Genomic DNA, 26,601 nt, shown 5'->3' on the forward strand with positions numbered 1-26,601 from the left:
TATATGGATTAAGGATAATTAGATTTGATTTTTAAGGATTTCCTCTTCTGTGGTGGGGATGATAAAATAAAACTCAGAACCTTCATCCGGCACACTTTTCACCCCAATTGTGCCTCCGTGGCGGTTAATAATTTCCGAACAGATATACAAACCTATTCCCAGACCATTAAACCGGTTGCTGTTATCTTCTACCCGATAAAATTTATCAAAAATCTTATCTTGCTGCTCTTTTGAAATACCAATACCAAAATCTTTTACGGCCAGATAAAGTTTTTCATCTTTAATATTCGTAGTTACATTAACCTGATTGGTACCCGGAGCATATTTAATGGCATTCGTAATAAAATTGATGACCACTTGTTCCAAGCGCATTTCATCACCAAATATCATTTCGTCTGTTTTGCCCAGTTTGCTGATTTTAAAATCAGGATTAGATTGCTGCAACATCTCGATGGCATTGTTTACCATGTTATCAGCATAAAAACTTTTCATGTTAAACTTCATCTTTCCACTTTCAATTTTTGAGATATCGAGCAGATCGACAATTAATTCGTTTAGTTTTTCGAGCTGGGTACTCGCTTTTTCGAGATGGTTCTGGGCCATGGTTTTATCATCTCTGTTAAGGCTACGCTGCAGCAACTGAATGTACCCTTTTACGCTGGTTAAAGGTGTTTTTAGCTCATGACTGGCAATGCTGATAAATTCGTCCTTTTTATGTTCGGCCTGTTTTCGGAATTCGATTTCTTCAAGCAATTTTTCCTGCACCTCGTTAAGTTTTCTATTCTGCTCGTAAATGCGATAAAACGTTTTTATTTTAAGGAGCAGCACATTAATATCAACGGGCTTGGTAATGTAATCCAGTCCACCGCTCAGGTATCCTTTGGTAATAAATTTTAACTCTGTATTTACAGCAGAAAGAAATATAATGGCGGTATCTTTTGCCTTACTAAAACCAGAAATGGTTTCGGCTACCTCGAAGCCATCCATATCTGGCATTTGTACATCGAGAATAATCAGGACGTAGTTGTTTTTTAAAACTTTTTTCAGCGCCTCTTCGCCAGACGATGCGGTATCAACCTCAAAACTGTGTGCCTGTAGTACTTTCTGTAACGAGATCAGGTTTTCTGGCCTGTCATCAACTATAAGGATCATCTTTATTAAAACAAATAAGAAGCCGGGATAATTATGTTTGGTTTTGAGATAAAAACCTCATTAACTGTAAACAAACAATGCGCTGTAAAAAAAGTTTTTATTTTTTATAAATTATTTGAATTAAAAGTATCACCCTGTCTAATATCTCCTGTTTCGAAGCCTTTTTTAAACCAATACATCCGTTGTGCGGAGGTACCATGGGTAAAAGAATCTGGCTGAACATCACCTGTAGCCTGTTTTTGCAATTTATCATCACCTATGGCATTGGCAGCAGTTAATGCTTCTTCTATATCTCCTTCATCCAATTTAAAATCTTTAAGATTTTGAGCATTGTGCGCCCAAAGTCCAGCAAAAAAATCGGCTTGCAGCTCTAATTTCACCGATAAACGGTTATATTCTTTTTCGCTCACCTGCCCCCGTGCCTGATCTAGTTTTTCCGAAATTCCCAATAAATTTTGCACATGATGGCCTACCTCATGTGCAATTACGTAAGCCTGTGCAAAATCTCCGGCAGCACCGAAACGGTTTTTTAAATCATCATAAAATGATAGATCGATATAAACTTTATGGTCGCCAGGGCAATAAAATGGCCCAACGTTAGCTCCTGCATTGCCACAGGCGGTTTGCACTGCTTCTCTAAATAATCTGAGTTTAGGATACTCATACTGCTTGCCCATCGCCTGAAATTCTTTATCCCATACTTGCTCGGTTGATTCCAATACACCCGCTACAAACTGTGCCTGTGGATCATTAGCCGGAACGCCCTGCTTAACTTCTTCGGTGCCTGTAGTAGCCGGAAGCTGACTAACCAAGCCAGTTAAATCTTTGCCAAAAATTAGCCCGAGCACCACAATTATTATACCTACACCGCCACCTAGGATGGTTTTCCCTCCGCTACCGCTTCTTCCGTCTTCTACATTATTACTGCCTTTACCAAACCATTGCATAATTTACTTTTTTAGTTTAATGAATAACCTTAATTATGGGACAATTGTTATACTAAAGTATAAATTATTTTTATTGATTTATTCTTTTGGATTACTGCAAAAAAAAGAAGTCGGGTTTTAAACCCGACTTCTCCGTATGATCTTCATGCATTTGCAGAATGAATGCTAACTATTAAAAACAGCAATTGCTTTTGTTATCCTTGTTTTAGTTTCTGTTATGCCCAGCAATACAGCAATATCAAAAACACCAGGCCCAAATTTACCGCCCACCAGCATAATGCGGAAAGGCAACATCAATTCGCCTGGTTTAAAGCCTTTTTCTTCGGCCAAGGCTTTAAAAGCTGCTTCGGCAGATCCCGCATCAGTTAATGTTAAACGATCAGCAAAAGCATTAAAAAAATCAGCTTTTTCGGCTGTCCATTTTGGTTTTACCGAATTTACGTCATATTGTGAAGGTGAAGCAAAAAAGTAACTGCTCTGTGCCACAAAATCAGGCAATAAGGTACAGCGATCTTTAATTAAATCAATAACGGTATTTAAATAAGCATCATCGTTTATTTCAATGCCAACTTTTTGCAACTCCGCTTTAACGCTTGCCACCAAGCGCTCTGCTCCCTGCGATTTAATCCACTCATGGTTATACCATTTGGCTTTTTCAAAATCGAATTTAGCCCCTGCCTTACTGATTCTTTCTATCGAGAATTTTTCTTCCAGTTCTTTTAACGAGAATAACTCCTGGTCGGTACCATCATTCCAGCCTAAAAGTGCCAGCATATTGATAAAAGCTTCGGGCATAAAACCCATTTCTTTAAATCCTTTGGTTACATCGCCACTTTTAGGGTCGGTCCAGTTCATGGCGTAAACCGGGAAACCTAATCGGTCGCCATCGCGTTTACTTAATTTTCCATGCCCATCTGGCTTTAAGATTAAAGGCAGGTGTGCCCATGCAGGCATCTCCGCTTCCCAGCCTAAATATTTCCAAAGTAAAATATGAACCGGTGCCGAAGGCAACCATTCTTCTCCCCTAAAAGCATGACTAATTTCCATCGCCTTATCGTCAACCACAACGGCCAAATGGTAGGTTGGCATTCCATCAGCTTTTAGTAATACTTTATCATCAACCAACGAGGTTTCGAAGCTTACATCACCACGGATTAAATCGTTAAAATGTACAATTTCATCGGTTGGTACTTTAATGCGGATAACATGTGGCGTTTTAGCCGCCAATAACTCTTCAACCTCGCTAATGGTAAGGGTTAAAGAATTGCGCATCTGCATACGTGTGGCCTGCCCGTATTGGAAATTTGGAATTTCTTTACGTTTGGTATCTAAATCTTCCGGTGTATCGAAGGCGTAATAAGCATAACCATCGCTAATTAACTGTTCGGCAAATTTACGGTAGCTGGGTTTGCGCTCGCTTTGGCGGTACGGGCCATAAGCCCCTGGGTTGTTAGGGCTTTCATCTGGTGTAATGCCACACCAATCTAAACAGTTTACAATATATTGTTCTGCACCTTCTACAAAGCGGTTTTGATCGGTATCTTCTACACGAAGTACAAAAGTTCCATTATTTTTTTTGGCAAATAAATAATTGAACAAGGCAGTGCGCACACCACCTAAATGCAAACCTCCGGTTGGGCTTGGGGCAAATCTTACTCTAACTTTCTTATCCATAATTGGTTTGTTGAGCGCTTGGCGTTAGGCGTTGGGCGCTCTAGCGCTCACCGCTCTGCGCAAAACGCAAGACGGTGCAAAGATATGTTTTTCATCCATTTTATAGTGTTTCATCTGCGATGAAGCGATTATGCATTCGAAATGATTCCTTTAAGGTTTTTGAAAAAGCATAATGGTTTTATGTTTTTTCCGTTTTGTTATTGTAATTTGGCTAGCTAAAGCATGAATCCTTATCAAAAGAAACGCCGCTGGAAGTTTTTCCTTCTCATTTTTGCCATCTTAATTGGCATTGCATCAGTATTTTACACCGATTCTTTTGTAAAAAAAATGGAACGCGAAGAGGCCGACCAGTTTCATCTTTGGGTGAAAATTCAGGAGCGATCTATGTTTTTATATGACAATGATGATTACCGCACAATAGTTGAAACCGTAAGAAAAAACACCAAAACACCTGTAATCATGACCGATTCGGCTGGCATGATTACTTCTTTTAACGGGCTTGACAGTACAAAAACCAACTACCCCATTTCGGATGCCAAACTTACTTACGATAGTTTATATTTTGTAAGGCAGTTAAGGCAAATGAAGACGCAGCATCCACCTGATGAAATGAATATCTTTGGCAGAAAATTTAAGGCTTACTATCGCGACTCTTTCATTTTAACACAGTTGAGGTATTTCCCATACATCCAAATGGGCGTTATCTTCCTTTTCCTTTTAACAGCTTATGCAGCATTCAGTTCTGCCCGGAAAGATGAACAAGACCATGTTTGGGTAGGTTTGGCCAAAGAAACAGCGCACCAATTGGGTACACCAATATCATCACTCATGGCCTGGACGGAGTTAATAAAATCTAAATTCGATGCAGAAGATGATCCGTTGATTGCCGAAATGGAGAACGATATTAAGCGCTTGGAAATTATTACCGACCGTTTCTCGAAAATCGGTTCTAAACCTATACTCGAAGATCATACGGTTTACATTGTAATCAGCGATTTTATACGCTATTTTAAAGTACGTACCTCAGATAAGGTTAAATTCAGCATTACCGGCGATGAGCAGGTAAGGGCCATGCTAAACGTTCCATTATTTGATTGGGTAATTGAAAACCTTTTAAAAAACGCAGCAAACGCAATCGAAAACGAAGGGTCGATCTCAATCAACATTATAGAAAATTTAGCAAAAGAACAGGTGTTTATTGATGTGAGCGATACCGGGAAGGGTATTCCGAGATCTAAATTCGATGCGGTTTTTCAACCCGGCTATACTACACGTAAACGCGGCTGGGGCTTGGGTTTATCGCTTACCAAACGTATTGTAGAAAATTACCACAGTGGAGAAATTTTTGTAAAAGACTCCGAACTGGGTAAAGGCACAACTTTTAGAATAATATTAAAAAGCAGTTTAAGATATGAACCGACCACAGCCTAACGAATATCCAACTTGGGGCGAAACCTATATCAGTAAAGTAGATCGAGATATTTTCGAAATTTTAAACGATCAGATGCTAAGTCTGCCAGCGTTGTTTAGGGCAAACGCCGATAAAGCTGATTACGCCTATGCCGAAGGTAAATGGACACTAAAAGAAATGTTAGGCCATATTATTGATACTGAACGTGTTTTTGCCTTTCGCATTACCTGTTTTGCCCGAAAAGAACAGCAGCCGTTACCAGGTTTCGAGGAAGATGACTATGTAACCAATGCCCGCTTTGCCGAGCGCGATCTGGAAGATCTGATCGGAGAATTTATTGCACTTCGTAAAGCCAATTTATATCTTTTTAAATCTTTAAACGAAGAGGAACTGAACAGAAAAGGAATTGCTTCGGGCAGGGAAATTAATGTGAAATCTATTTTATTTATTGTGGGTGGCCATATTATCCATCATGTTTACATTTTAAAAGAACGTTACCATGTGGTTTAAAAATTTCACAGTTGACGAGCTGAACGACCGCCCTAAAAATCATTTAGGTGCGCTGCTCGATATCCACTTTACTGAAATTGGTGAAGATTTTATTATCGGAACCATGCCTGTTGATGAACGTACACATCAACCTGCAGGGATTTTGCACGGCGGCGCCTCGGTGGTTTTGGCAGAAACCTTGGGCAGTATTGCTTCTTATATGTGTATAGATCCTGAGAAGTATGTTGCTGTTGGTTTAGAAGTAAACGCCAACCATTTACGGCCAGTAAAAAGTGGTTTGGTAAAAGGCATTTGCAAACCTTTACATATTGGGGCCAAAACCCAGGTTTGGGAAATCAAAATTTACGATGAACGTGGAAAGATGAACTGCATTAGCCGTTTAACCGTAGCGATTATTAATAAGCCGCAGTAAATGTGCTGTCAGATGTTTCCATCTGACAGTTATTTAAATCTAAAAGCAAGTTATCTAATGCTGACAATACAAGAATAAAGAGAAGTCAAGTTTTTATAGCGATGTGGCCATTAAACTTGACTTCTCTGATATTAAAGCATTTTATTGCTATCCAGCCATTTCTTCTCTACAAGGTAAGAAACAATTAAGCCCAATCCGCCGAAAATTCCAATGAAACCAAAGTAAATGGCTACCGATTGTCCTTGCTCACTACGCGTCATGTCGCTGCCGAACACTCCTCTAACTGTAAATAGTGCTACCAGCAGGCCGATTCCTAAACCAACCAAAAGCAAACCGAACTTTAAACTTAAAAACGGTTTTGGTGTAGCCTTATGCACACCCGGATCGATTCCCCTTTCGATCATTGCCATCTTCTCTTTGTTTGATAGGTAGCGGATTCCGAATACCATTGCGAATGCACCTAAAAAAAGTGAGATTGGGACTAATATACCTTCCATGATTATAATTTTTAATTTGTAAATATTCTATTGTTTAAATTGAACCGTGTTCTGTGTATTATGACTACATACTTTTTAATCAGGTTACACCCCCTGCTGAAAAAAAAATCGATAGCTTTATCAAACATTAAAAATTCCCTTTGTACAGTCAGTTAAAAAATATAGAAATCTTTAAGCCGCTCAGCAATGAAGCTTTAGAAAAGTTAGCTGCTGTTTCTAAGCGGGTAGAACATCAGAAAGGAATGATTTTAATCTATGCAGATAAAACAGAGCCTTATTTCTATATCCTCGAAAGTGGTATTGCAAGAGCCTATTCTGACGGAGAAAACCAACAGATAACCTTTTGGTTCGGACAAAGTGGTGCCGTTCTTTTTTCTTTTAACAGCTATATTAATAATAGCCCCGGTTACGAAAATATTGAGCTATTGGAAAACTGCAGTTTAATTCAAATCAGGCTAACCGATCTTTTTTTGCTTTACGGTCAACATTTAGAAATTGCCAATTGGGGCAGAAAAATTGCAGAACAGGAGTTAATTGCTACTGAAAGAAGATTAATAGACCGGGCTTTTAAAGCGGCAGCAGAACGTTATCAGGACTTTGTAAATCAATCTCCCGAACTGATTAAAAGAGTAGCCTTAAAACACATTGCCTCATACCTGGGTGTAACACAGGTTACCCTGAGCAGAATAAGAGCAGTTCATAAATAAATTCATTTTTTAACATTTGTAAAATGTTGCCTGATGAATGTGCCTTAAATTTGCAGAAACACATTTATCATGAACTGGATTATCTTAATTATTGCCGGCCTTTTCGAAGTTGGCTTTACAACCTGCCTTAAATTATCGAACAATTTTTCGAATATAAAATGGAGTACGGCTTTTTTTGTCTGTATTATTTTGAGTTTCTTATTGCTAAATAAAGCAACCCAAACTTTACCCATGGGAACTGCCTATGCTGTTTGGACGGGTATTGGTGCCGTAGGAACAGTAATTATCGGAATTTTTTATTTCAATGAGCCAGCAACCTTCTGGCGGATATTTTTTATCTGTACGCTTATAGGCTCAATTGCAGGATTAAAGTTCTTTGCTTCACATTAACGAGCGCTTGCGAAGTTTACCAAGCCCAAAGCGTAGGCAAAACTTCGAAAGTTTAGCCAGGGCTTAAAACTCTTGTTGGAGCGTAATGCCTGTACAAGAAATCAAGTTGGTTCCCGTGTTGCGCTTGTACGCTTTCCCTAAAGTTCGGGATACCTCAGCCTGCAGGGTACCACTTCACCCAGGGCTAAATGGCCAATATAGCATTTAGTTTTTAAGGTTGCAGGGTGCACCCACGTTATTCATAAACCTGATGGCAGCGGCAGCCCCGAAGCATGAGGGCTATAGCGAACAGCAGGACTACAGTCCGCCATGAAAAACTGCCCTTTCATTTCCAATCAATAAAAAATTATATCGCCTATTTATCAACTAATTTTCTTTTTGGAGCACAATGCCTGTGCAGGTAACCAAGTTGGTTCCCGTGTTGCGCTTGTACGCTTCGGCCTCGTTCCTCAGCCTGCAGGGTACCGCTTCACCCGGGGCTAAATGGCTAAAACAGCATTTCATTTTTAGGGTTTTTAAAGCGCCAAAACTTTGTGTGTAAACCTGATGGCAGCGGCAGCCCCGAAGCATGAGGGCTATAGCGAACAGCAGGACTACAGTCCGCCATGAAAAACTGCCCTTTCATTTCCCCAAAAAAAACAATTTTACATTATTCATCTGGCTATTTACAAATAATAGTCTCCTTAATTATATTTCACGTGTAACCTCCTTATCTTTAATGTAGTCTTATTGCTAAACATGGAGCAAAAACCTACAGATTTAGAGCTGATCCAAAAGGTATTGAACGGCGAAACCGATCAGTATGCTCTATTGGTAAAGCGCCATCAGCGATTTGTATTTACACTTGCTTTAAGGTTTTCGAAAAACAGGGAAGACGCCGAAGAAATTGCGCAGGATTGCTTTGTAAAAGCATATAAAGCATTGGGTGCCTTTAAACAGACAGCTAAATTTAGCACTTGGCTGTACACGATAACGTATACTACGGCGATGACTTTTTTAAGGAAAAACCGTTTAGATACTGCGTCAATACATGATGAAAGTACAATTTTACAGCTCGAAAATCACACCTCAAGCTTTAACGCAAATGGCTATGAGCGGCAGGATAGCCATGCTTTTTTAAATGTTGCCATTACCCAGCTTTTACCAGACGATGCTGCTATTATTACCCTATTTTATAAAGGCGAACAGAGTTTAGAAGAAATTGGCGAAGCACTGCACATGGAACCCAATACAATAAAAGTAAAGTTGCATAGGGCCAGGCAAAGACTTAAAGAAAAATTACAATATTTGTTAAAAGATGAAGTAAAGGAGTTACTATGAATACAATAGAACAACAGCTTTGGGATTATATTGATGGGAATTTGGATGATTCTTCAAAAAAAGCCATCGAAGAAAAAATTGAATCGGATGCCGAGCTTAAATCGCAGTACGAGGATCTACTTAAGCTTAATTTAGTTTTTGATGGGCTCGATCTTGATGAACCCTCTATGTCTTTCACCAGAAATGTGATGGAAAGTGTTGCTTTAGTTCCTGCCCCTATGGCGATGAAAACAAAGGTTGATAAAAAGATTATTTATAGCATTGGAGGCTTTTTCGTAATCTCTCTACTCGCCTTATTGGGTTATGTATTTTATAATGCTAACCTCGAAATGCCTCAATTCGATTTAAGGGTGAATTTCGATTTCAATTTAGAGAAATACATTACGCCTACGGCTATTTATGCCTTTCTTTTTGCAGATCTGGTGATCGGATTAATTTTTCTAGACCAGTTTTTAAGGAAGAATTTGCGCAGAAGTAAGAACGCTTAAATAGCTCCCGCAGATCAAATTGATTTACGCAGATTTATGTTCATCTGCGCTTTTTCCGAAATCTGCGGGAACTCAGCAAGGTAAATGTTACCCCAAGGTTTTTAAAATCTCCAGTCCCTTTGCCCACTTACCAAATCCGGCATCTGCATTAATATGGCCAGCATTACCGATATTAATAAATTCACTGCCCCAATTTTCGGCAAAAAATTCAGCCCTTTCTATTGTTACCCATTCATCATTTGAACTGGCTATAACAATGGTTCTAAAGTTTATTTTATCCAGTGGTACATGATCGAAACCCACCGTTGAGAAGTTATATCGGGGAGCTTCCAAATCACTCGGTGCAACGAGTAAAGCTCCTTTAATTTTCTTTTGATATTGTTTTGCCCAATTGGCAATTGCGGTACAACCCAAACTATGACCAATTAAAATCACATCAGCCAAATTATAGTTAGCAACGGCCTGATCTATTGTTTCAATCCAATCTTTACTGGCGGGTGTATCCCATTCCCGCTGATTAATTCGCATAACATGATCTCCGGATTTTTCGAAATGCGTTTGCCAATGATCTGCGCCTGAATTACCCAAACCAGGAACAATAAAATAGTAGGTCATAAAAAGTGAGAATAGATCCTGAATGAATTCAGGCAGCGAAAAATAAAACAAAAAAAGGCCGCCATCGCAAGAAAGCAGCCTTCTCTGTAAATATGATAAATAAATTAAATTACTTTCACATTAACGGCATTTAAGCCTTTTTTACCGTTAGCAACTTCGTACTGTACTTTGTCGTTTTCACGGATTTCGTCGATAAGACCTGTTGAATGAACAAAAATTTCGCTATCTCCATTTGCAGGTACGATAAAGCCAAAACCTTTAGTTACATTGAAGAATTTTACTGTGCCTTCTTGCATTGTATTAAATATTAAAATTAAGTATGCAAGGTAAGTTTTAATTTTTAAAATCAAAATAAATTTTAACATTTTTTTAACGTTAAAATTTTGTAAATAGCAGATTACTAAGGCTTTTTAATTGCCTTCCCAATTATTGTTAAAGTAATTTCACTATTATGTGGAATCCCGAGTGTTGTACCGGGAGCCACATCAAAAAGGTTTCTAACATAGATATCTGCTATACCCTGAGCCACCTTTTTTTTAGCTTCAACGTTCTCGGGAAGCACATTATAAATCGTTTTTACGTGTATCCTTCCCTGAAAATCTATCACCGCTGCAACTTGATAAGCAAAATCTTTATAAGCCCGATCTACCCGGATAATATACTGCGGAAACATATAATCGTAAGCTTCGGTCCTGTTATTAGCGCGATCAACGGTGCTGATTTTTTCTACCCTTACAATTTTACTTTTTGGTATAAACTGAACCGGATCTGTTGCAGCAAAAGCACTATCGCTATTCAAGTTAACTTTTGCAGCACGCTTCTCTATAAAAGCAGTATCGGCCTTGCTTGGTTTTTGCAGATCGGCAGCTTTGGCCTTCAATTTGTTTTTAATATAATCCTGCGCGTAAAAAGTCATATTTACATCCGAGCGAACATCTGAAGCAATTACTTTTCCATCAACCTGAATCCGCTGAAAAACCAAACTATCCTTACTGATGTGTTTTACTTTAAAAAATTCCGCAGCAAAATTATATACATTTCCGTGATCGTACTGCATGTAGAATTTTTGCATTCGTTGTTTCTGTGGACTCCAGGCCGACATGGTATCTTCTTTAACCACTTCAATAATCCAGGATGGTTTTTGCATAAAACCTTCCGTATTAAAAGAAAGTCCGGTTTTAAACCGGCGTTTTACCTCTTGATAACGGATGCCTTTTACAGGCTCGAAAGTAAAATCTCTTAAAGTTGGGTCGCTGGTTTTAGAGCCAAACTTACAGGCAGAAAGCATCAGCACAAAAAAGAAAAAGTATATCGTATTTTTAATCATTTCAACAAAAATCTTTGGCTAAAATAAGTTTTTTTAACCAGAGCTAAACATGCTGTTATAGATACAGGTTTATCTCCGCGCCTGTTTTTTCACCAAAATAACGTTAGCTACTTTGCGCTGCCCTTCATGGTCCCATTTTTTATTATCAGTTGGATAGTTGACAACACCATTAACCGGCATTCCGTTTACCCACAAAGTTGTAGAACCTCCACCATCAAAATTTAGGGCACTGGCACAGCCTAGCCAACGCATTAACCTGGTTAGCTCGAACAAACTCATGCCTGCCGAGTTTTCATTTCTTCCATCAACAGTTAACAAAATCACCCTGCCATTAGGCTTTACCCCTAAGCAGGTACGCGGATGGCGCAAACGGCTAAATCCGGTCGTATCTAGCTTTTCATCAATATGATTTAAAGTTAATAAGGGGCCGTTTAACAAAACGTCTTTAGCGGCCAGTTTTGTTTCCCAGCCACTTGTCCCATCCCACTTTTGGATCGAAATTTTTCCGCTCTCAATTACAACCGCCGCTTCCTGATGCCTTGCCCGATTTCCATTTTTATCCAAGCGGTTAGTATTAATGGTTTTTCCATTAACACGAACAAAATCTACTGAACCTCCATTTTTTACATCGAAAAAATTACCATTTACCGCAGCAATTGCTGTATCGCGTAATCCAAAATTACTGGTGGTAATTAGTTCTTTCTCTTCTGCCCCAATAGCAAAAACCGCCTTCCGTCCTGTATTTTTTATTTCTAAAAACGAAATGTTTTCGTTTGCAGCGAAAAGGTTTTTCTGATCAAAATGATACTGGAATAAAACCACTTGCTTGGCAATTCTGTTTTTATGCCATTTGGTTTTTATAACCGTTAACGAATCTGCACTTTGGCCAAAAGCAGATAAACTGTATGTAAATAAGGTAAGGGCAATTAATAATCTTTTAAGCATAATAGCTGTTTTAACCATAAAATTAAAAAACTGCCGTGTGTTTAGCTTAAAGCATCAAAAATTATACAAAGGGGGTTAAATAGATTCTTCATTTCGAGCGATTGCAACGAAGCCGAGAACCCGAAGGCTCAGCGAAGCTAAATCTGTTACAATAGATCTCTCCATTCCGTTTCACTGCAGTCGAGATGACGAGCCGTCTATTGAAACCTGATAGGTTTGGAACAAAAAAACGGAGCGATCAATTTAATGATTTGCTCCGCTTTTTTAATGATTGAATGAGTGAGTTATTGAATGATTGAATTTGGATAATGCATCCTATTATTCTCTAATTCAACCCTTTCATCATTTTATTTCTTAGGATCTAAAATATCTTTAATTCTGATATTCAAATCTTCATAATGTGCTTTGGTAATGGCATCACCTGCTGCTGCTCTGGCTTTTGTAGTAGCCAATAAGGTTTTTAACTCTGCTCTAACCAACGGTCTGATATCAGATAAACCAACATTGATTGGCGTTAAACCGTAACTTGCTGCATAATCTACAGGGAATCCAACCGGAAGCTCTGCTTCTTTGGTCATTAAATCCTGTAAACGGTCTACATAAGCACGTTGTAAATTACGTTTAAATGCATCTGCTCTTCCTGCAACAAAAACCGACGATCTTAAGTCCGTAAATAATTCAGGTAAGGTGTATGCTTTTGCTGCACCGTTTTTAGTTTCGTTATCTAATAAACGAGCAATACGCGAGGCGGATAATAAATTGCCTAAAGTATTTGCTTGAACGCTTTTAATGCGGTTTAACAATACACCATTATCAAATTTACTGAGTTGATCATTGCTGATTAACCAAAGTGGGGTAGTAAATAATTGTTGATTGAAGAAAGCAATAGCTTCTTTTTGTTTTGCTTTAGGCAAATAGGCGTAAACTGGCCCTTTTTGCTCATAGGTTTTAAAGTTTTCGCTTAATCCACCAACGTTTGTTGCCACATGTCCCATATAACGATTAAACTGGCCAACAATTTCGGTATAGATTTCTTTTAAATCGCTATAGTCTTTACCTTTTTGATAGGTCCACTTTTCTACGTTAGGCAAAATACGTTTTAAGTTGGCAATACCATAAGTACTTGCTTTCATTGCATTGTCGCCCAAATCTTCGCTCTGCAAACGAGGATCTAATGAAGTTCCCTGACGGCCATAGAAATACAAAGGATTACCTGCATTTTTCAATGTCCACTGGTCTAAAATTTCTTTTTCCTGTTCTGCAGTTTTGTTTCCAGGAATCCAAGAATAACCCCATTTCACTACCCATTTATCGTATTCTCCAATTTGTGGGTGAAGCTTGGTTACGCCATCACCAGGTTGAGCGATGTAGTTAAAACGCGCATAATCCATAATGGATGGTGCAGTACCATGTTTATCTGTAAATGCTTTCGAACGTAATGAATCAACCGGGTAAGCATAACTCGAGCCAAAGTTGTGTGGTAAACCTAAAGTGTGGCCAATTTCGTGTGAAGAAACAAAACGGATTAATTCGCCCATTTGCGCATCCGTAAATTTAGCTTTACGAACTTCAGGATTAATGGCTGCAGTTTGTACAAAATACCAGTTACGCAATAGGTTCATTACATTATGGTACCAACCAATATGCGTTTCTAAAATCTGTCCGGTACGGGGGTCGCTAATATGCGGACCGTAAGCATTGGCAATATCTGATGCAAAATAGCGAACAACTGAATACCTGGAATCTTCTACACTGAATTGAGGATCTTGCTGAGGCGTTGGCGCTTCTTTACCTATAATGGCATTTTTGAAACCTGCAGCCTCAAAAGCTACCTGCCAATCGTTAATCCCCTGGATTAAAAACGGCACCCATTTTTTAGGCGTTGCAGGGTCGATATAAATTACAATCGGTTTTACCGGTTCTACCAGTTCACCACGTTTATAGGCATTAGTATCTTTTGGAACCAAATTCCAGCGGTGAATGTAGGCTGTACGCTCTGCCTTTTGTGCGTTGCTTCCATAATCAATTTGAGATTGACCAAAAAAACCAACCCTGCTATCCATTATTCTGGCTTTTACAGGGGTTTTTGGCAATAATAACATCGACGTATTGAATTCGAAAGTAACTGCACCATTACTGTTATCGGTTGGAGATTCTGCTGCTCGGTATGTTTTAGCTGTTTTTACTTCAACGTTGATCGGGAAAGTTTTTACCGTATCGATATAAGAACGTGTTGCATCGTACATGGTAACTTTATAAGCCTTACGGATCTGGTCGGTAGCACCGATTGCCATTACATCACCGTTATAAAAATCGGTCACATCAATTACAACACCTGTTGTATCTTTATTATAAGCTTTAATTTCAAAGCTGGCTAAGATCTGTGCAAGATTAGAATTTTGTACCGATTCGTACATATCGCTGTTCGGATCGGCCTTTGTTGAATAACTTGGTACACGGATGTAAACCTGTTTGCCTCTACGCTCCCATTTCCATACCTGCTCATTTAATTGTTCCCCGCCATATTGCTGGTTGCCTACTTTAACGTCTGCGGGTACTTTGGCCAACCGGGTAACCACAAGCATTTCGCGGTTGATCATCGAATCTGGTATCTCAAAATACCATTTATCGTCTACCTTGTGTGTTTTGAATAAACCGTTTGTTGTTCTGGCTTTTGCGGTAATTACTTCAGAAAACGGCTTAATTCCTTCTTTTTTTGGTGCTGCAGTTGGAGCCGCAGGGGTAGTCCCTTTTGTCGTTTTAGATTTTTTCTGGGCATATACCGAACCTGATCCGGCTACACCAAGTACTACGATACCTGCGAGGGCAAGTACCTTAAAGTTTTTCTTCATGTGTATATAAAAGTTAGTTTGCTTGGCAATAAGAGGTTAAAGTTAGAACCTTGTTACACGACAATTCTTTTGTAACTGGAAAATTACGCTTTTTAGACCCTCTTTTCAAGGCGAACCACTTTAAAATAAACCTGATTATCCCTAAAAATTTCGAAAATTATATTTCTGTCTGCTTTTGATTTAAACATTTCGGTAAGGTCGTTTAAAGAATAGGTATCTATACTTTTGAAATTTACCCCAATAATTTCATCATCAGGGCAAAGTCCTGCTTTTTCTGCCGGACTATTTTCGTCTATTTCTCCAATCAGAACTCTTTTATACTCTTTCTGATCGAGGTAGATTACCATGCCTACCATATCATATTCGAAAGGAGTTTTGCTTAAACCATTTGGCTTAACATAAATAAAACCTTCCTGATAGTTAAACTGGATATTAAATTTCCGCAGCAAATCCGCTCCGACATTCCCATTCCGTTTTGATAAATCGATCTTATCTGCAATGCTCTTAAAATCAGGAAATCCGGCAACAACCTCTTTAAAAGCATAACCGCCAACGTTAAACCTACCCACACGACCAACATATCCTTTAATCTGGCCGCTAAGGCTCATCCCTAAATTAGCTTTAATTTTTTTTTCAGGTAGCGGGAATTCGGTTCCATGGAGCATCTCGAGCGATAAAGCATGGCTGGCTCCGGTATCCATTAAAAACCTTGCCTCAACGGTTTTACCACCAGGAACATCAACAGTAGCTAAAATATACGGTTTCTGATTCTGAATCTCAATGGGTATTTTTTTGCCGCGGTATTTAATTTTGGCATCGTGGTCGTAAATAATCAGCCTATTTTCACTATACCTTATATCAACAATAAAGCTGTTAAAAAAACTGAAGCCAAGCAAACCGTAAATTTTCAGTCCCAAATGCCCCGACAGGTTAAAGAGATCTTCTTTTAAGATTGCCGTTGGTATATTCTTAATGCTTGTACTGCCTACTTTAAYATCCAGACTTTGGGAAACATAGGCTTCTACTGTTTCAATGCCCAAGCCAGATACTTTAATTTTACGGAGTTTACTAAAATTCAAAGAATCGATAATCGATGGATCGGTAATAATCATCGGTCCAACTCCGGTATCAAGAACAAAATCATATGGCCCCTTACCATTTACATACACCGGAATAACCATTAGGTTTTTGATGCACTTAAAAGTAATTGATTGTTTTTGCCGGTTTCTTTTAAAAAGGAATTCCTGGCCAAACCCAGAAAAAGCAAGAAATACCAACCCCAAGCAAATTGTTAGTTTGCGTAAACAGATTATTACACCGGGGTTATATTTGGTTAACATTAAACTAAATTTAATAAATTAGTTGATAATTATGCCCCCTAAATTTAGAACATGTTTACTTTAAAAAATCATAATTTCATTTTTCTTGCATTTGCACTATCTATTTGTTTGTTAACAAGTTGCTCAACCAATAAAATCATTTCAAAAAAAGTAGCTAAAGAATTTAAAAATTCGCAGGTAATCAAACAATATCAGGTTGGTTTCGCCCTTTATAATCCTACAGATAAAAAAATGATTTTTCAGAAAGATGCCAATAAGTATTTCACACCAGCATCTAACACCAAACTTTATACTTTTTTTGCGAGTTTAAAAATGCTGCCAGATTTAATGCCAGCTTTAAAATATATTGAACGGAATGATTCATTGATTTTTTGGGGTACAGGCGATCCGTCTTTTTTACAGTTTGCAGTAAAAGACAAATCGGCTTACAATTTTCTTTTGGCTTCGAACAAAAAACTATTCTTTTCTCCCGGACGATATTCTGGCAGTTTTTTTGGCGATGGCTGGTCGTGGGATGATTACGATTATTATTATCAGCCAGAAATTACCGAAATGCCAATTATGGATAACATGGTTACTTCTACTTATGCCACTCCAAATAAAATCAATATCGAACCAAAGGTGTTTGCCTCCTGTTTCGAAATAGATTCTACAAAAAAAGCAGGCAGTTTTCAGGTAAGCAGAGATTTTTTAAGCAACCGCTTTCACTATCCTGCCGTTTCAGTACAACCGGGCTATAATCAGCAAAACCCATATAAAACCAGCGCACAGGTTACCGTCGAAATATTATCAGATACCCTGCACAAACCTGTCGGCATTATAAACTTAAAAATACCATCGTATGCTAAAACTTTATCGGGCGCAAAGCGTGATTCGGTTTTAAAACACATGATGCTACCCAGCGATAATTTTATTGCCGAACATTTGTTGTTGGTTTGCTCCAACCAGATTGGCGATACATTGAGTACAACGAAAGCTATCGATTACATTACGAAAAACTATCTTTCTTTTCTGCCCGATAAAGTAAAATGGGCTGATGGATCTGGTTTGTCCCGTCAGAATTTATTTACTCCACGTGATAATGTATACCTCCTTGATTCCATTTACAGGTTGGTAAACAATCCGGAAAAACTTTTTGGCCTGCTGCCAGCAGGCGGTAAAAGTGGTACATTAAAAAATGCTTACCCCAAAACCGACAAACCTTTTGTTTTCGGAAAAACAGGTTCGCTTGGTGGCGTTCATAATCAAAGTGGATATGTACTCACAAAAAAGGGCAAAACGTATATTTATTCTTTCATGAATAACAGTTTTGTAAAACCAACTGCCGAGGTACGTGCAGAAATGGTGAGGATAATCACTTATATACACAATACTTTTTAAGCATATGTAACATCAAATAACACCTGACCTATGAAAAAATTCTACCTATTGATTGGCATCTCTACCATGCTCATTATATCAGCTTGTAAGAAAAATGACCCCATAACAGAACCTCCCATCCCTACTACACCGTATGTACCCGACAACAGCTTTAAGATTGTAAGTTATTTCCCAAGTTACCGAGATCCAGCCGGTGTTGCAGATTCGAAGTTCAAAATGATTACACACCTCTTTTATGCCTTTCTAAATCCCAACACCGATGGAAGTTTAGCTGCGTTGGAACAACCCGGTCGATTTACAACCGTAATGCAAAAAGCAAGGGCAAATGGCGTTAAAACAGGCATTTCGATATCGGGTGCAAAAAGTATTTTTGTAACGATGGCGGCATCTGCAACGGCCAGAAACCTGTTCGTAAAAAATGTGCTAACTTTTGCCAAAACAAATAATCTGAACGGCGTAGATATGGATTGGGAATATCCAAGCACCAGCGATGGATCTGCAGATAATTATGTGCTGTTAATGAAAGAGCTTTCAGATTCGCTACACAAATACCATAAATTTTTAAGTGCGGCCATAACCCCTGGCGTATACGCGGGCAGTATTCGGGATGGATTAAAATTGGAAGTTTTTCCTGCTGTAGATTTCTTTAATATTATGGTGTATGATGGCATTGGCTGGGATAAAAATGAGCCTATACAACATGCATCCTATAACATGGCCGTTGCCAGTTTAAATTATTGGTTAAGCACCCGCGGTATGCCAAGAGAGAAAGCCCTTCTGGGTATCCCGGCTTATGGTAAAAATGCCAATAACTCGGCTAAGGCCTATCGCGATTTTGTAACAGCGGGGGCTGATGTAAGTTTAGATAATGCATTAATTGATGGCGTTCAATTTTACTTTAATGGAACCATAACCACCAAGAAAAAAGCTAAACTCGCTAAAGATATTGCGAATGGGATCATGTTCTGGGAATTCTACCATGATGACAATGGCGATAAATCTATTATCCGTGCTGCAAATGATGAGCTTGGACGAAACTACAATTAATATGAAGCCTAACTTTAAATCGATTGATCAACCTTTTTCTAACCACATAAATATTGAAGGAAACACCTATTTATATTTTGGGGGAACGGCTTATTTGGGCATTCCTAAAAATCAGAACTTTATTAATCTATATATCGAAGGGATTAAAAAGTTCGGTTTAAACAACGGAACAAGCCGTACCAACAACATTCAGCTTGGCATTTATGATGATGCTGAAAAAGTGGCAGCAGCACGGTATGGAGCAGAAGCTGCGCTAATTACTTCAAGCGGATATTTAGCTGCGCAGCTTACCGTTAAGGATTTATCCAGATTAGGGAAAGTAATTTATGGCCCAGCGGCACACCCTGCACTTTGGTTGGTAGAAAATCAAACCAAAAACGTAAAACTATTTCGAGATTGGGAGCAGGAAACGATTGAAAGAATAAATTCATCTGAAGAAAAAACCTGGATATTGATTAGTAATTCCATGAATAATCTTGTACCCGAAATTTATGACTTCGACTTTGTAAAAGAAATCCGTAAGGATAAAAATATAATCCTTGTTGTTGATGATTCGCATGGAATAGGCGTAACCAACGATGGTATGGGTGCCATCGTAAATCTTCCCAAACAAGAAAACATCGAAAATGTAGTGGTTGCCTCTATGGCAAAAGCACTGGGTGTAGATGCGGGCATTGTTTTGGCCTCCAATAAAATGATCAATAAACTTAAAAGTACCAATACCTTTATTGGCGCTTCTCCACCAAGTCCGGCAGGGCTTTATGCATTTATTCATGCCGAAGAAATATATAACAAAGCATTAAATAAACTGAAAAATAACATGCTGATGTTTGAAACGGCATTAAATCTTACCTGGAAACACGAATATGGCTTCCCGGTATATTTGCTGGGCGATGTTAATTTCTCAGAACGCCTTCTGCAAAGGCAAATCTTAATTTCATCTTTTCCTTATCCGAATCCTAGCGACGCGCCTTTAGATCGGATAGTGCTTTCCTCCTGGCATAAAAAAGAGGATATTGAAAGGCTGATAACAGCTATAAATTTTTAACCTTTCCTTATCCAATTAATTTTTCAATATTTATGACATGAAAAAACTGTTCGTATTACTGTCGTTAACGCTTCTCTTTGCTAATGTAATTTCTGCACAAACCACTAATGTTTGGATTGTTAGGCACGCAGAGAAAGATAAGTCTAACCCACAGGATACCAACCCCAATCTCTCCGATGAAGGAAAAGTTCGTGCAGGAGATTTAGCAACCTACTTAAAAAAAGTAAAATTTGATGTTGCTTTTGCCACGCCGACAAAAAGAACGCACCAAACATTGGATTCATTGGTGGTTCCGAAGGTAATCGATTATAAAGACATTAAATCGCTTGTAGACAGCATTAAAACCAATTACGTTGGCAAAACCATTATTGTAGCAGGCCATTCCAATACCGTACTCGAGATTATTGAAGCCCTTGGCGGCAAAAAGCCTAAAGAGGAATTAACAGATGATGATTACGATTACATTTTTGAACTGGCTGTAAAAGAGGATAAAGCGAAGGTAAAAATGGAACAATACGGGAGGCCGCATCATTTGTAGTTTGTGATGTTAGGCGTTACCACCTGACAATTAAAGAGCTAAAATTTAAATTTAGTGTAATATGGTAACATCTTACACCATGGAAAAAGGTTAGATTTCTCTATTCCACTTCGTTCCATCCGATAGCTATCGGATCGAAATGACGAAACTAATTCGGTATACTCCCAGCCCAATAAAAGAATGGCTATTGAACAAATTTACCATTGAGAAGTTAAGAAATTAAGGTTTTAAGAATGTAGGATCAGATCCTTAAACAAGTTCAGGATAACGCTCGTCCTAAAGATTACAGCCTGGCACTCAAACTAATGGACTATTAACTAATGAATCGATTAACCTCTAAAGCTTCTCAAAGGGAATATCCATTAAATCGTAGTTTTTCCAGCCCGAAAAATCATAGTGCCACCATTCATTTTCCAAAACATTAAGTCTGTATTTCGCCATTATTGTGATCAGAAAATCGCGGTTCTTCTTCGCCTCAGGTAATACCTTTTCGTATTTCGCTGCAGCAGCAGCCAAGAAACTATCGTAAGGTGTTGGCATTGTTATTTCTTTGCCCGTTTTCAGATCAATCAGGGTTAAATCTACGGCGCAGCCTCTATTATGTTTAGATCCTTTTGCCGGATTGGCTACAAAATTTTTATCGCTGGCTTTTTTATAAAATTCAACGGTAACAGCATAAGGCCGGTAACCATCGAATATTTTCAAGCCATAGCCTTTTTTATTTAATTCCTTTTGGATTTTTTTTAATGATTCTACTACTGGTTTTCGCGCAAAAGCCCTTGCCTGTTTATACATTACCTGCTGCATAAAATTATTCTTAGTGGCGTAGCGGATATCTAATTTGATATTGGGAATGGCTTTCTTGATTTCAACCAATTCGTTATTCGGGTCCGTTTTTACCGATGCGAGGTATTGATTATATGAACTCACCACCACCAGTTTTTTTATAGCGGAAGGTTTATTTTGGGCGCTAACGACCACTGAGAGGAAGAAAAATAACGTAAAGAGATTGAGTTTCATATAATTGGTATTTGGTATAGGTCATTACCGCTGTTAAGTCAAAACGGTTGTCAGTCTGAGCCTGTCGAAGACCTTTACATTTGATAACCAACAAAATGTCCTTCTACATGCTCAGGATGACATTTCATTGGTTTTATCCGCTAAATTAATAGTCTCGTTACTGCAAAGTTTTATTGATTCGAGACGACCAATAATTCAAGATCCTTAAATGGCAGATTAAACATATCAGCCAGATCTTTATTGGTACAGTTTCCCTGATAAATATATAGCGCTTCGCGGATACCAGGTGTATTCCATACCATATTCATTAAACCTCCGAATTCACCGATATCCAATAAAATTGGGGCAAAAATGTTCGTTAAAGCGTAAGATGCTGTTCTTGGCACACGCGAAGCAATATTTGGCACACAATAGTGAATTACATCGTATTTTCTAAACACTGGATTGGTGTGGTTTGTCACTTCAGAAGTTTCAAAACAACCGCCCTGATCAATGCTTACATCAATTACCACCGAATGTGGTTTCATCCGGGCAACCGTTTCTTCCATTACTATGCATGGACTACGCCCGTGGGTGGCTCTAATGGCGCCTATTACTACATCGCAGGTTACAATAGCCTTATTCAAAACAATAGGTTGCATTACGGAAGTAAACACCCTGCTTCCTAAATTATTCTGCAGGCGGCGTAAGCGGTAAATGGAGCTATCGAAAACTTTAACCTCGGCTCCCAATGCCAAAGCTGTTCTGGCGGCATATTCGCCAACCGTTCCTGCACCCAAAATAACAATCTCTGTTGGAGGAACGCCAGTAAAGCCGCCGAGCATTAAACCTTTTCCGCCTGTTACATTGCTCAAATATTCTGCAGCAATTAAAATAGAGGTCGAGCCCACTATTTCGCTCATGGCGCGTACTACGCTGAGTACATTACCTTCATCGCGAAGATTCTCAAAACATAATGCGTTAATTTTTTTATGCATCAATGCTTTCAGATAATCCTGCTTTAGCGTTCCGGTTTGCAACGAAGAAATTAGTGTTTGCCCTTTATGCATCATCTCAATCTCTTCCAACATGGGCGGTGCAATTTTCACCAGGATATCAGCATCGAAAACCTCTTTTTTGTTATAGGCAATTTTAGCCCCCTGCTCAGCATACTCGGTATCAGAAAAATTAGCCCCAGTGCCAGCGCCACTTTCCAGAACAACACGGTGCCCATTGTTTACCAATAATGCAACAGACAAAGGGGTTAATGCAATTCTATTTTCCTGGAAAGAAATTTCCTTGGGTATTCCTATATATAGACTGTTTTTTTTATTTCTGGTTTCTAGCTTTGCCTCTTGCGTTTGTAGTAAACCCTGACGAGCTATATCGGCCATTCCTTCGCGTAATCCTGTAGCCATGTTGAATTTAAAATTTTGATAGTTTTAGGTTGTTCAAGATAAGGAAAATCTGTTAATTTATTGATAACTAATTGTTATCCCTTCGAAAATCTGAATAATCTGCGGTTTTCATCCAGCACCTTTATCTCAATTTTAATATGTTTTTCGGGCAGCAACTCTTCCACTCGCTCAGGCCATTCTATTAAACAAACTCCACCACCATAAAAATATTCTTCATAGCCCAGATCATAAGCTTCGTGAATATCTTTTATCCTATAAAAATCGAAATGGAACACCGAACCTTTAGGACTTTCATATTCATTAACGATAGAATAGGTAGGGCTCGAAACCACATCGTTAACACCTAAATGTTTACAGAAATTTTTAATGAAGGTTGTTTTCCCAGCACCCATATCACCCTCAAAAATGAAGACTTTTTGGCCACTGGCAAAATCTGAAAGCTGTTGTGCAACAGCAGGTAAATCGGCTAAACTGTTAACTTCGATATCCATTTTAAAAAAATAAAGGCAAAAGTAATACATAATTGCATTGCTTTTGCCTGGTTATTTTGTGATTTGTCAGTCTGAGCTTGTCGAAGACCTTACCATCGTGACAGATCCTGAAATAAATTCAGGAGGACGGTCTTATTAAAAACGACTGGGCTCATATCTCAAATCTAGTATCTCAATTCTCTTTTATTACCTCGGCGAATACGTCACCACCGGAATAATCATTTCCTCAAGTGAAATACCTCCATGCTGGAAGGTTTCGTTATAATAATTCACAAACTGATTGTAATTATTCGGATAAACAAAATAGCTATCTTCTCTTGCAAAAATATAACTGCTGCTGATGTTGATTTTAGGCAACAAAGCATCATGAGGGTTTTTAATCAAAAACACTTCTTTTGCATTAAAATTAAGGTTTCTTCCTTGCTTGTATCTTAAATTGGTGTTTGTGCTTCTATCGCCTATTACTTTAACCGGTTTTTTAACACGGATGGTTCCATGATCGGTTGTAATGATCACTTTTACCTTTTTCTGTGAGATTTTTTTCAATAAGTCCCAAAGTGGCGAATGCTCAAACCATGATAAGGTTAACGAACGGTAAGCAGCATCGTCATTGGCCAGCTCGCGGATCATCTGCATATCCGTGCGGGCATGGCTTAACATATCAACAAAGTTGAATACAATGGCGTTGAAATCGTTCTGCAACAAGTTATTGGTCTGATCAACAAGATCTTTCCCCTGCTCAAAAGTGAGGATTTTATTATAACTGAATTTACAGTCTTTTCTTAAACTACGTTTAATGTTATCGGCCAGAAAAGCTTCTTCGTGCATGTTTTTTCCACCCTCATCATCATCGTTCTGCCACAGCTGAGGGAAACGTTTCTCCATATCCAAAGGCATCATGCCCGAAAAGATGGCATTACGGGCATATTGTGTTGCTGTTGGCAAAATGCTCGTGTACATATCTTCTTCATCGATCCTGAAATATTCAGAAATTAGCGGATTAATGATTTTCCACTGATCGTAACGTAAATTATCAATCAGAATAAAAAAGACAGGTGTGGTATCGTTAATATGAGGGAAGGCTTTTTTCTTTAACAGCTCATTAGAAAGCAAGGGGGCTTTATCTTTATTTTTAATCCAGTCGAGATAATGCTCTTCGATGAACTTAGTGAACTGTGTATTCGCTTCCTGTTTTTGCATGGTTAAAATCTCATGCATCTGCGGATCATCCAGTTTCTCTAATTCAAGTTCCCAAAAAACGATTTTTTTATACACATCCACCCACTCTTCGTAATTCAGCCTGTCGCCCAGTGTCATCCCCAATCGTCGAAAATCCTGTTGGTAAGCCATAGAAGTTTTCTCGCTTACCAGGCGTTTGTTATCAATTAGTTTTTTAATGGTTAACAAAACCTGCTTAGGGTTTACAGGTTTAATCAGATAATCGTCAATCTTACTACCAATCGCATCCTCCATTAAATTTTCTTCTTCACTTTTCGTAATCAGCACAACAGGAACATCTGGATTCAGGTTTTTAATGGCCGATAAGGTTTCAATCCCACTCATCCCCGGCATATTTTCATCCAAAAAAACCAGGTCAAAATGAGCTTTTCCAAATGCCTCCAACGCATCGTTCCCATTGGTAAATGTAGTTACATGGTAACCTTTATCATTGAGCAATAATATATGAGGTTTTAATAAGTCGATTTCATCATCGGCCCATAATATTTTAGTTTCTTGCATGTTATTGTAAAAATAGGTAAGTATTGCCTTTTAATTTTGGCAGGTAAATCAAACTATAAATAAAAATAGCAATTTTTGTACCGTATCTATCTATTTAACTATTTTTAACGATTGAACAAGAAGAAAATAATAAATGACCCGGTATACGGTTTCATCAGCATTCCGTCCGAATTAGTTTACGATGTGATCTCACATCCTTATTTCCAACGTTTGCGTTACATCAAACAGCTTGGGATGACTCATTTGGTTTATCCAGGTGCACTACACACGCGTTTCCACCATGCTTTAGGGGCCATGCATTTAATGAGTCTGGCCATAAATCTTTTAAGAAGTAAAGAACATATCATAACCGATGGCGAAGAAGAAGCCGCCATTTTGGCTATTTTACTGCACGATATCGGCCATGGCCCTTTTTCGCACGCATTAGAACATTCTTTAGTAACTGGAATTAGGCACGAAGATATTTCGGCAAAACTAATGCGTGATTTAAATGTGCATTTTGAAGGCCGGTTAACCCATGCCATCGAAATTTTTAATGGCACCTACCCTAAAAAGTTTCTTCATCAACTGATTTCCGGTCAGTTAGATCTCGACAGAATGGATTATTTAAACCGCGATAGCTTTTTTACGGGTGTTAGCGAAGGCGTAATCAGTTTCGATCGGATTATTAAGATGTTTAACGTTTACGATGATGATCTGGTGATTGAGGAGAAAGGCATTTATTCTATCGAGAAATTTTTAATTGCCCGCCGGCTGATGTACTGGCAAGTTTATCTGCACAAAACCGTTATTGCTGGCGAGATGATTTTGGTAAAGCTATTAGAGCGTGCAAAAGAACTATCAGCCGCTGGAGCCGATTTATTTGCTTCACCATCATTGAATTATTTCTTAAAAAACGATATCAACGAGGCCAATTTCTTCTCTCAACACGAAAATCTCGAGCATTTTACCAACCTGGATGATCAGGACATTTATGCCGCAGTTAAGGTTTGGGCCAAACATCCCGATAAAATTTTGTCTACGTTATGTAAAATGCTTACTTCCAGAAATCTTTATAAGGTAGAAATGGGCAACGAAATGGCCAATCTCGACCGCATAAATTTTTTACAGGATGCGGCTGTTAATTTATTAGAAATCAAACCCGAGGAAGCAAGGTATTTTGTTTTTACCGATTCGATTCAAAACCGCGCATATAACGCTGGGGTTGGAAATATCAAGATTTTGATGAAAAATAACGATATTGTTGATATTGCGAAGGCGTCTGATTTGTCTAATCTCGAGTCGCTGCAAAAAACTGTAGAGAAATATATCCTCTGTTACCCCAGAGGTATTTAAGGTTATTTAACAAAATAT

General features: G+C 38.5%; 26 protein-coding genes. 12 read left to right on the plus strand and 14 right to left on the minus strand.

The annotated features are described in order from the left end of the window. Window positions 1-18: 18 nt before the first annotated feature. From AC1DNH_RS12285 to gltX, 3 genes are all read right to left on the minus strand, one after another. The gene (locus tag AC1DNH_RS12285; protein WP_230142846.1) at window positions 19-1,152 is read right to left on the minus strand and encodes a hybrid sensor histidine kinase/response regulator; all 1,134 of its coding nucleotides are present in this window, start codon (window positions 1,150-1,152) and stop codon (window positions 19-21) included. Between the two features lie 104 nt (window positions 1,153-1,256). Beyond that, the gene (gene ypfJ / locus AC1DNH_RS12290; RefSeq protein ID WP_477579538.1) at window positions 1,257-2,099 is read right to left on the minus strand and encodes a KPN_02809 family neutral zinc metallopeptidase; all 843 of its coding nucleotides are present in this window, start codon (window positions 2,097-2,099) and stop codon (window positions 1,257-1,259) included. A gap of 165 nt (window positions 2,100-2,264) precedes the next feature. Next, on the minus strand, window positions 2,265-3,773 hold the full coding sequence (gltX, locus tag AC1DNH_RS12295) for a glutamate--tRNA ligase (RefSeq protein WP_477579536.1): 1,509 nt from the start codon (window positions 3,771-3,773) through the stop codon (window positions 2,265-2,267). A gap of 222 nt (window positions 3,774-3,995) precedes the next feature. Between gltX and AC1DNH_RS12300 the strand changes: the two genes are divergently transcribed. The 3 genes from AC1DNH_RS12300 to AC1DNH_RS12310 are packed head-to-tail and all read left to right on the plus strand — an operon-like array spanning window position 3,996 to window position 6,106. Then, a complete protein-coding gene (locus tag AC1DNH_RS12300; protein WP_215124736.1) occupies window positions 3,996-5,204 on the plus strand; it encodes a sensor histidine kinase in 1,209 nt (402 codons plus the stop codon). After that, entirely contained in the window at window positions 5,185-5,694 is a 510-nt protein-coding gene (locus AC1DNH_RS12305) for a DinB family protein (RefSeq protein WP_477579533.1), read from the plus strand. Before AC1DNH_RS12300 ends, AC1DNH_RS12305 begins: the two co-directional genes overlap by 20 nt. Further along, window positions 5,684-6,106: a hotdog fold thioesterase gene (locus AC1DNH_RS12310; RefSeq protein WP_477579531.1), complete on the plus strand. Its 423-nt coding sequence runs from the start codon at window positions 5,684-5,686 to the stop codon at window positions 6,104-6,106. The genes AC1DNH_RS12305 and AC1DNH_RS12310 overlap by 11 nt, the downstream gene beginning before the upstream one ends. Window positions 6,107-6,237: 131 nt before the next feature. Here the strand turns inward: AC1DNH_RS12310 and AC1DNH_RS12315 are convergent, their stop codons facing one another. After that, entirely contained in the window at window positions 6,238-6,603 is a 366-nt protein-coding gene (locus AC1DNH_RS12315) for a DUF6249 domain-containing protein (RefSeq protein ID WP_230142856.1), read from the minus strand. Window positions 6,604-6,743: 140 nt separating this feature from the next. On the opposite strand from AC1DNH_RS12315, the gene AC1DNH_RS12320 reads away from it, so the two are divergent. The 4 genes from AC1DNH_RS12320 to AC1DNH_RS12335 all read left to right on the plus strand — a co-directional run bounded on the left by AC1DNH_RS12320 (window position 6,744) and on the right by AC1DNH_RS12335 (window position 9,508). Continuing rightward, entirely contained in the window at window positions 6,744-7,310 is a 567-nt protein-coding gene (locus AC1DNH_RS12320) for a Crp/Fnr family transcriptional regulator (RefSeq protein ID WP_477579528.1), read from the plus strand. 69 nt (window positions 7,311-7,379) lie between these two features. Beyond that, window positions 7,380-7,700, plus strand: a complete 321-nt coding sequence (locus AC1DNH_RS12325; RefSeq protein WP_057931064.1) for a DMT family transporter — start codon at window positions 7,380-7,382, stop codon at window positions 7,698-7,700. A gap of 738 nt (window positions 7,701-8,438) precedes the next feature. Continuing rightward, the gene (locus AC1DNH_RS12330) at window positions 8,439-9,020 is read left to right on the plus strand and encodes an RNA polymerase sigma factor (RefSeq protein WP_477608452.1); all 582 of its coding nucleotides are present in this window, start codon (window positions 8,439-8,441) and stop codon (window positions 9,018-9,020) included. Then, window positions 9,017-9,508, plus strand: a complete 492-nt coding sequence (locus AC1DNH_RS12335) for an anti-sigma factor family protein (RefSeq protein WP_477579525.1) — start codon at window positions 9,017-9,019, stop codon at window positions 9,506-9,508. The genes AC1DNH_RS12330 and AC1DNH_RS12335 overlap by 4 nt, the downstream gene beginning before the upstream one ends. Window positions 9,509-9,595: 87 nt before the next feature. Here the strand turns inward: AC1DNH_RS12335 and AC1DNH_RS12340 are convergent, their stop codons facing one another. From AC1DNH_RS12340 to AC1DNH_RS12365, 6 genes are all read right to left on the minus strand, one after another. Then, window positions 9,596-10,123 (minus strand): RBBP9/YdeN family alpha/beta hydrolase, encoded by a 528-nt coding sequence (locus AC1DNH_RS12340; protein WP_477579523.1) that lies wholly within the window; start codon window positions 10,121-10,123, stop codon window positions 9,596-9,598. Window positions 10,124-10,227: 104 nt separating this feature from the next. Beyond that, on the minus strand, window positions 10,228-10,419 hold the full coding sequence (locus tag AC1DNH_RS12345) for a cold-shock protein (protein ID WP_025141747.1): 192 nt from the start codon (window positions 10,417-10,419) through the stop codon (window positions 10,228-10,230). 104 nt (window positions 10,420-10,523) lie between these two features. Continuing rightward, window positions 10,524-11,450 (minus strand): hypothetical protein, encoded by a 927-nt coding sequence (locus AC1DNH_RS12350; protein ID WP_477579522.1) that lies wholly within the window; start codon window positions 11,448-11,450, stop codon window positions 10,524-10,526. A 69-nt stretch (window positions 11,451-11,519) separates the two neighbouring features. Beyond that, window positions 11,520-12,395 carry a phosphodiester glycosidase family protein gene (locus AC1DNH_RS12355; protein ID WP_477579520.1) on the minus strand — a complete coding sequence of 292 codons (876 nt, stop codon included), beginning with the start codon at window positions 12,393-12,395 and terminating at the stop codon, window positions 11,520-11,522. Window positions 12,396-12,742: 347 nt separating this feature from the next. Further along, on the minus strand, window positions 12,743-15,247 hold the full coding sequence (locus tag AC1DNH_RS12360) for a zinc-dependent metalloprotease (RefSeq protein WP_477608448.1): 2,505 nt from the start codon (window positions 15,245-15,247) through the stop codon (window positions 12,743-12,745). Between the two features lie 92 nt (window positions 15,248-15,339). Beyond that, entirely contained in the window at window positions 15,340-16,428 is a 1,089-nt protein-coding gene (locus AC1DNH_RS12365) for an aspartyl protease family protein (RefSeq protein WP_477625410.1), read from the minus strand. Window positions 16,429-16,638: 210 nt separating this feature from the next. Here AC1DNH_RS12365 and AC1DNH_RS12370 point away from each other — a divergent pair, with 210 nt between their 5' ends. Genes AC1DNH_RS12370 through AC1DNH_RS12385 form a run of 4 tightly spaced genes read left to right on the plus strand, consistent with a single transcriptional unit; the run spans window position 16,639 to window position 20,600 of the window. After that, window positions 16,639-17,967 carry a D-alanyl-D-alanine carboxypeptidase gene (locus AC1DNH_RS12370; protein ID WP_477581724.1) on the plus strand — a complete coding sequence of 443 codons (1,329 nt, stop codon included), beginning with the start codon at window positions 16,639-16,641 and terminating at the stop codon, window positions 17,965-17,967. A gap of 30 nt (window positions 17,968-17,997) precedes the next feature. Then, window positions 17,998-19,014, plus strand: a complete 1,017-nt coding sequence (locus AC1DNH_RS12375) for a glycoside hydrolase family 18 protein (RefSeq protein ID WP_477581726.1) — start codon at window positions 17,998-18,000, stop codon at window positions 19,012-19,014. Between the two features lies 1 nt (window position 19,015). Further along, a complete protein-coding gene (locus AC1DNH_RS12380; protein WP_477625411.1) occupies window positions 19,016-20,062 on the plus strand; it encodes an aminotransferase class I/II-fold pyridoxal phosphate-dependent enzyme in 1,047 nt (348 codons plus the stop codon). 37 nt (window positions 20,063-20,099) lie between these two features. Next, complete coding sequence (locus tag AC1DNH_RS12385) at window positions 20,100-20,600, plus strand: histidine phosphatase family protein (protein ID WP_477581730.1); 501 nt, start codon at window positions 20,100-20,102, stop codon at window positions 20,598-20,600. A gap of 336 nt (window positions 20,601-20,936) precedes the next feature. Here the strand turns inward: AC1DNH_RS12385 and AC1DNH_RS12390 are convergent, their stop codons facing one another. The 4 genes from AC1DNH_RS12390 to porX form a co-directional block, all read right to left on the minus strand. Further along, window positions 20,937-21,620, minus strand: coding sequence for a M15 family metallopeptidase (locus tag AC1DNH_RS12390; protein WP_477581732.1), 684 nt, complete (start codon window positions 21,618-21,620; stop codon window positions 20,937-20,939). A 170-nt stretch (window positions 21,621-21,790) separates the two neighbouring features. Then, window positions 21,791-23,017 carry an alanine dehydrogenase gene (locus tag AC1DNH_RS12395; RefSeq protein WP_477609979.1) on the minus strand — a complete coding sequence of 409 codons (1,227 nt, stop codon included), beginning with the start codon at window positions 23,015-23,017 and terminating at the stop codon, window positions 21,791-21,793. Between the two features lie 74 nt (window positions 23,018-23,091). Next, window positions 23,092-23,508 carry a tRNA (adenosine(37)-N6)-threonylcarbamoyltransferase complex ATPase subunit type 1 TsaE gene (gene tsaE / locus AC1DNH_RS12400; RefSeq protein ID WP_477581736.1) on the minus strand — a complete coding sequence of 139 codons (417 nt, stop codon included), beginning with the start codon at window positions 23,506-23,508 and terminating at the stop codon, window positions 23,092-23,094. A 186-nt stretch (window positions 23,509-23,694) separates the two neighbouring features. After that, on the minus strand, window positions 23,695-25,248 hold the full coding sequence (gene porX, locus AC1DNH_RS12405) for a T9SS response regulator signal transducer PorX (RefSeq protein WP_440827789.1): 1,554 nt from the start codon (window positions 25,246-25,248) through the stop codon (window positions 23,695-23,697). A 111-nt stretch (window positions 25,249-25,359) separates the two neighbouring features. Here porX and AC1DNH_RS12410 point away from each other — a divergent pair, with 111 nt between their 5' ends. Beyond that, the gene (locus AC1DNH_RS12410) at window positions 25,360-26,583 is read left to right on the plus strand and encodes an HD domain-containing protein (RefSeq protein WP_477581738.1); all 1,224 of its coding nucleotides are present in this window, start codon (window positions 25,360-25,362) and stop codon (window positions 26,581-26,583) included. The last annotated feature ends 18 nt before the right edge of the window (window positions 26,584-26,601 follow it).

This window comes from Pedobacter sp. 01N310, assembly GCF_056399805.1.